This is a genomic window from Pseudoxanthobacter sp. (assembly GCF_036822375.1).
In the GTDB taxonomy this organism is placed as follows: domain Bacteria; phylum Pseudomonadota; class Alphaproteobacteria; order Rhizobiales; family Segnochrobactraceae; genus Pseudoxanthobacter.
On record NZ_DAISHT010000180.1, the window covers coordinates 1 to 6,831 of the forward strand.

Genomic DNA, 6,831 nt, shown 5'->3' on the forward strand with positions numbered 1-6,831 from the left:
CTGCGCACGTCGCCATCCTCGCATGGCTGACGGTGTCGCTGCCTGCGCCGGATTCGTTCAAGACCGCGCCGGTGGACGCGCTGCCGGTCGATCTGGTGCCCATCGGGGATGTGACCAACATCCACAAGGGCTCGAAGACGGCGCCGAAGAGCGAGGCGCCGCAGGCCTCGCCGATCGAGACCAAGCATCGCGACCGGCCGGGCGAGAACGTCGGCAATTCCACCACCGATCAGGATACGCCGCCGACGCCGGAGGCGGAAAAGGCGCCGGTGACGCCGGCGGCCAGCGAGCCGCCGCCCCCGCCGCCTTCCAAGGAGCCGGCCCCGCCGACGCCGAAGCCGCCCGAGCCGCCGAAGCCGCCGGAACCGACCCCGCCGGAGCCGAAAGCCGAGCCGGCGCCGCAGCCGCCGCAGCCGCAGGCGGCTGAGGAGACCCCGCAGGAAGAGACGCCGGACGCCCCGGCGCCGACGCCGAAGCCCGTGGTGCCGCAGGCGAAGCCGACCCCGCCGAAGCCCGCCCCGACGCCGCCCAAGCCGACGCCGAAGGCGGAGACCAAGACGAAGACCGAGACGGCGGCCAAGCCGCAGGACAAGGCGGCCGACAAGAACTTCTCCGACGACATTGCGGCGCTGCTGAACAAGACCAAGCCGGCCGGCGGCGGCACCGCCTCGTCGAAGGATCCCGTTGCGCTGGGTTCGCCCAAGGGCAAGGGCAAGGGGGCGCTGACCCAGACCGAGCTTGACGCGCTGCGGGCGCAGATCGCCCAGTGCTGGAACCCGCCGGTGGGGGCCACCGACGCCGACGACCTGAAGGTGGTGCTGCAGCTGCAGCTGGCGCCGGACGGCACGGTGATGGGCAGCCCGCAGGTTCTGAATTCCGGCTCCAGCCCGTTCTTCCGGGCGGCGGCGGACAGTGCGCGGCGGGCCGTGATGCGGTGCCAGCCCTACAAGCTGCCGCCGGAGAAATATGATGTGTGGCGGGATGTGAAGGTCAACTTCGACCCGCGGGAGATGCTTGGGGGCTGAGTGTCTTTGCGGGGGCGGGCTGCCCCCGGGTCTGGCGTTCGATGCTGCTGCCGGGGCCGCCTCAGGGCCGGCGCCGGGGCAGCGGGTCCGGTCTTGCGGGCCGCGGCCTGCGGGCGGCGGTTGCAGCATTTGCGTTTGTTCAAATCCGTACGGAAACTTGTTCGGGATACGTTCACCATGACGATCAATGTGGCGATGGCAATGCCGCGCCTGACAATGGCGATGCAGGCCGGCCTTGCCGGGGGGCGGCGGCTGGCGGTTGCGGCTGCCGCGGCCGCAGCCCTCGGCCTCGCTCTTGTGCAGCCGGCTGCTGCTCTGGTGGAGATCGACGTCACGCAGGGCAATGTCGAGCCGATGCCGATTGCGCTGCCGAACTTCGTCTCGCAGGGCGACATCGGCGCGCAGATCACGCAGGTCATCACCGCCGACCTCGCGCGCACCGGGCTGTTCCGCCCCATCGATCAGGCCGCCTTCATCGAGAAGATCACCGATCCCAACGGCGTGCCGCGCTTCCCCGACTGGCGCGCGATTAACGCGCAGGCGCTGGTGGTGGGCTCGGTGGCCAGCGTCGGCGGCAATCTGCAGGCCGATTTCCGCCTGTGGGACGTGTTCGCCGGCGAGCAGATGGCCGGCCAGCAGTTCACCACCTCGGCCGCCAACTGGCGCCGGCTCGCCCACATCATCGCCGATGCCATCTATGAGCGTCTGACCGGCGAGAAGGGCTATTTCGACACCCGCGTCGCCTTCGTCTCCGAGACCGGGCCGAAGACGAAGCGCGTGAAGCGCCTCGCCATCATGGACTATGACGGCGCCAACGTGCGGGCGCTGACCGCCGGCGACACGCTGGTGCTGACGCCGCGCTTCTCGCCCACCAGCCAGCAGCTCACCTACATGGCGTTCGGCAACAACACCGACCCGAAGGTCTATCTGCTCGACCTCGGCTCGGGCCAGCGTCAGGTGCTGGGCAACTTCCCCGGCATGACGTTTGCGCCGCGCTTCTCGCCCGACGGCAGCCGCGTCGTCATGAGCCTGCAGCAGGACGGCAATGCCAACCTTTACGCGATGGACCTGCGGTCGCGTCAGGTTACGCGCCTGACCAATTCGGCGGCGATCGACACCAGCCCGAGCTATTCGCCGGACGGCGCGCAGATCGTGTTCGCCTCCGACCGCGGCGGCCAGCCGCAGCTTTATGTGATGCCGGCCGGCGGCGGCAGCGGCAACCGTATCTCGTTCGGCAACGGCAGCTATTCGACGCCGGTGTGGTCGCCGCGCGGCGACCTGATCGCCTTCACCAAGCAGAGCGGCGGTCAGTTCCAGATCGGCGTCATGAAGCCGGACGGGTCCGGTGAGCGCATCCTGTCGTCGAGCTTCCACAACGAAGGCCCGACCTGGGCGCCGAACGGCCGCGTGCTGATGTTCTTCCGCGATGGCGGCGGCCCCAACGGCGGCCCGCAGCTGTGGACGGTGGACCTCACCGGCCGCATGGAGCAGCGCGTGCAGACCCCGGGCTTCGCCTCCGATCCGGCCTGGTCGCCCTCGCTCGACTGAGCCCGACGCTTTCCGGTGCCGGCGCATGGCCGGCACCGGCCGAGATCGCCGGCCACTGTGGCCGGCCGGTCACGCGCCGAAAGGCGCAGGACCTGCTATTAACCAAGACCTGTTATTAACCATACGGACACACAACCCCCGCCTGCCGCACCCCGGCATGTCTCAGGAGTGATCTCGCAATGATCGGTTATCTGGCGCAGGGGCGCGCCATCAAGCTCGCGGCCGCCTTCTGCGGTCTTCTCGCGGTTTCGGCCTGCGCCGACAAGAACGCCAACCAGCTCGGCCTCGGCGGCGCCGCCGGTCAGGCCACCCCCGGTTCGCCGCAGGACTTCGTGGTCAACGTCGGCGACCGCGTGTTCTTCTCCGTCGACCAGACCGATCTCAGCGATCAGGCCCGCGCCACTCTCGACCGTCAGGCGCAGTGGCTGAACCGCTACTCGCAGTATACCGCGACCATCGAGGGCCATGCCGACGAGCGCGGCACCCGCGAGTACAATCTGGCGCTGGGCGCCCGCCGCGCGGCCAACACCCGCAACTATCTCGCCAGCCGCGGCGTTGCCGCCAACCGCATGCGCACCATCTCCTACGGCAAGGAACGCCCGGTGGCGGTGTGCGATGACGAATCGTGCTGGTCGCAGAACCGCCGCGCGGTCACGGTGCTGAACGGCGCCAACTGATCGCGGCCGGTCCGGCCCTGAAGAATCGGTTCGCGGGCCGTCCTGCCGTTTCCGGCGGGGCGGCCCGCAGCCGTTTCCGGGCCCGGTGCGGGCCGGGGCCAAACTTTGGACCAACTTGCCCGTTCACATTTCGTCAACGAACCCGGCAGGGACCGGGGTCGGGGGACCTGATTCCGGTGGTACTGCGCGCGCTTTGCCGGTTCTGTTGCCTGCGGGCCGCTCTCAGCCCGCCGTCGCGATGGTAAAAGGGCTCCTCCGTTCTGACGGGCCGGCCCCGGGGCGCCGGCGATGGCCGCGTTGCCGGAGGGCGCCGGAAGTGGCGTCACGGAATGCACCGGAATAGGCTCCACGAAGAAATGCTCCACGAAAGGGGACAGGCAAGGCGATGATGTCGGGGACGTTTTCACGGGGCGTGCGGCCGCCCGGCCGCGCGGCGCGCGCCGGCCGGCTGGCGGCGCTGGCGGCGGCCATCGGGCTGTTGCTGGCGCCGGGGGCTGCCAATGCCCAGCTTTTCGGCGGCAACAACAACGCCACCCAGAACCAGATGTCGAACATGTCGGTCAGGCTCGATCAGGCGGAAAGCCAGATGCGGGCGCTGAACGGCCAGATCGAACAGCTGAATTTCCAGATCAAGCAGTTGCAGCAGTCGCTGCAGCGCATGCAGGAAGACAACGAATACCGCTTCCAGCAGCTTGAAGGCGGCAAGGGTGCAGCCCCGGCCGCACCGGCCAAGCCGGTGAAGAAATCGGATGCCGGCACGCCCGGCGGTGGCCCGCAGGTTGCCGCCGCCGACGGCTTCTCCACCCAGCCCGACGCCGCAGCCGCGGCGTCGGGAGGGGCCGCCCCCGGCACGATCTCCGCGCAGGACGTTGCCACAGCGCAGGGGCCGGGCGCCGATGCCGCCGCCGGCGCCGGCCCGATGGACCTGACGGCCCTCATCCGCGCCAACGATCCCTCCGCCGATGTCGACACGGCCACCGCCGCCACCGGCCCCGCCGCCGGGGCGCCGCCCGCCAGCCTCGGCACGCTGCCTGCGGATGCCGCCGGCACCAACGTGCCGCCGATGCCCGCCGCGCCGGCCGCCCCCGATGCCGGCGCCGGCACCCGGCAGGTGGCTGCCGCCAACCCCGGCCCGGCCTCCAGCCCCCGGGCGGCCTACGATGTCGCCTACAACGCCATCCTGCGCGGCGATTATGCCAGCGCCGAGAGCGGTTTCCGGTCGTTTCTCACCGCCTATCCCGGCAACCGGCTGGAGCCCGACGCACAGTACTGGCTGGGCGAAAGCCTGTTCTCGCGCGGCAACTACCGCGATGCCGCCACCGCCTTCCTGGAGGGCTATACCCAGCATCCCGACGCCCGCAAGGCGCCCGACAGCCTGTTTAAGCTCGGCCTGTCGCTGAACGGCATGGGCGAGAAGAGCGCGGCCTGCGCCTCGTTCAAGGAGCTGCTGTCGCGTTATCCCAAGGCCTCCGCTGCCCTGCGCGACCGCGTGAAGGCCGAGCAGAAGAGCAACGGCTGCTGATGCGCCGCGCCGCCGCTGCACGGCAGCAGGCGGCAGAAAGACGGTGCCGGCGCCTTGTCGTATCCGCCGAAGCCGGCCGGCTCTGAGCCGGCAGATTTGCAGCATGACCGAGTCCGTTTCCGACACCGCCATCGCCGACGCTGACCTGCAGCGCTGGTTTCATCCGCTGAGCGCCCATTCGCGCGTGCTGCTCGCGGTTTCCGGCGGTTCCGATTCCACGGCGCTGGCCGTTCTTTTTGCCCGCTGGCGGGCGCTGGCCAATGCGCCGGTGCCGGATGCCATCGTGGTCACCGTCGATCACGGCCTGCGCGCCGCCGCTGCCGCAGAGGCTGCGGCCGTGGCCGCCCTTGCCGGCCGCCTCGGTCTGCCCCACCGCACCCTGCACTGGCAGGGCACAAAGCCGCAGGCCGGCGTTCAGGCGGCCGCGCGTGCGGCGCGCTATCGCCTGCTGGCCGCGTTTGCGCGCGAGGCCGGGGCGGGGGCCATCGTGACCGCCCACACCCAGGACGATCAGGCCGAAACCGTTCTGCTGCGTCTGGCGCGCGGCAGCGGCCTTGCCGGCCTTGGCGCCATGCACGCGGTGCGGCCGCTCGGCCCCGGCCTGGCGGTGCGGCGTCCGTTGCTGGCCGCCACCCGGGCGCAGCTGTGCGCCGCCCTCGTCGCGGCCGGCACCGGGTGGAGCGACGATCCCTCCAACGACGATCCGGCCTATGCGCGCGTGCGCCTGCGCCGCCTGATGCCGCAACTGGCCGCCGAAGGGCTGACCGCCGCCCGCCTTGCCGCCACCGCGCGCCACCTGCAACGCGCACACGCGGCCATCGAAGCGATGGCCGACACCCTGCTCGCGCAGGCGTCCGTGGCGAGGCTGCCGGAAGTCGTGGCCCTCGATGCCGGCCGGCTTGCCGCTGCGCACGAGGAGGTGCGCCTGCGCCTGCTTGCCCGGCTGATCGCCACTGTCGGCGGCGGCGAATACGGCCCGCGGCTGGAGCGGCTGGAGGCCGCCTGCGCGGCGCTGCTGGCGGGCAGCGAAAGGGCGAGCGCCGATGAAGGCAGCCTGCCCGCCGCGGACGGTCCGGAGGCGGCGACAAGCCCTGCCGTGACATGCTCTGCCGTGACCCGCCCTGAGGGGGCGCACCTTGCGGTGACCCGCACGCTCGGCGGTGTCACGCTCTGCCGCCGCGGCGGCTGGCTGTGGCTGTGGCGGGAGGCCGGGCGCGAGGGGCTGGAGCGGCTGTCGCTGGCGCCGGGCGAGACGGCGGTGTGGGATCGCCGCCTGTCGGTGTCGCTGCCGGCCTCGGCCACGGCCGGCGTGGACCTTGCGCCCCTCGGGGCGGGCACGGCGCGTGCGCTGGGGTTTGCGCCGTCGCTGGGCGCGGCGGGGCGCGTGCCGGCGGCAGCACTGCGCCCGCTCATGGCGGTGTGGCGGCAGGGGCGGGTGATCGCGGTGCCGGCCTTCGGCTGGCAGGCGGCCGGTGCCGGCCGCGATCTGCCTGAGACGAGCTGCCCGAGACGATCTGCCTGAGACGAGCTGCCGGTGATGGCTTGCCCGAGACGAGCTGCCGGTGACGACTTGCCGGCAACGGTGCCGTCTGCGCCGTTGTCTGCGGTGCGCCGGGGGGCGGGCGGGGCGGCGGGGCTGCTGTTTCCCGCAACACAACGTCGGCTTCACCCTTGGCATCGCCGGCCCCGGCACCTATGTTTGCCCGAAACAGAAGGGCGGGGTTCCGATCCCGCCATGGCGAAGGACCGGCCATGAACAATACCTTTCGGAACTTCGCGCTGTGGGTGATCATCGGTCTCCTGCTGATCGCGCTGTTCCAGCTCTTCCAGAGCCCGGGCAACCGCTCGGCCTCCACGGATATCCCGTTCTCGCAGTTCCTCGGTGATGTGAACGACGGGAACGTCAAGGCCGTGACCATCGTCGATCAGCAGATCTCCGGCACCTACAACCGCGGCGGTACGTTCCAGACCTTCGCCCCGCGCGATGCCAGCTATATCGACTCGCTCGAAGCCAAGGGCGTGACCATCACGGCCAAGCCGCCGGGCGAGAATTTCTCGC

General features: G+C 71.1%; 6 protein-coding genes. All 6 read left to right on the forward strand.

The genetic code is table 11. The features are described from left to right. On the forward strand, positions 1 to 1,025 hold a 1,025-nt coding region (locus tag V7067_RS13960; RefSeq protein WP_334176513.1), incomplete at its 5' end, for a cell envelope integrity protein TolA. A 177-nt stretch (positions 1,026 to 1,202) separates the two neighbouring features. Continuing rightward, positions 1,203 to 2,573, forward strand: coding sequence for a Tol-Pal system beta propeller repeat protein TolB (gene tolB, locus V7067_RS13965; RefSeq protein WP_334176514.1), 1,371 nt, complete (start codon positions 1,203 to 1,205; stop codon positions 2,571 to 2,573). Between the two features lie 179 nt (positions 2,574 to 2,752). After that, entirely contained in the window at positions 2,753 to 3,250 is a 498-nt protein-coding gene (gene pal / locus V7067_RS13970; protein WP_334176515.1) for a peptidoglycan-associated lipoprotein Pal, read from the forward strand. 385 nt (positions 3,251 to 3,635) lie between these two features. After that, positions 3,636 to 4,772, forward strand: a complete 1,137-nt coding sequence (gene ybgF, locus V7067_RS13975) for a tol-pal system protein YbgF (RefSeq protein WP_334176516.1) — start codon at positions 3,636 to 3,638, stop codon at positions 4,770 to 4,772. A 103-nt stretch (positions 4,773 to 4,875) separates the two neighbouring features. Beyond that, entirely contained in the window at positions 4,876 to 6,294 is a 1,419-nt protein-coding gene (gene tilS / locus V7067_RS13980) for a tRNA lysidine(34) synthetase TilS (protein WP_334176517.1), read from the forward strand. Between the two features lie 230 nt (positions 6,295 to 6,524). Beyond that, positions 6,525 to 6,831, forward strand: a 307-nt coding sequence (locus V7067_RS13985; protein ID WP_334176518.1) for an ATP-dependent metallopeptidase FtsH/Yme1/Tma family protein, incomplete at its 3' end; no start/stop codon positions are given.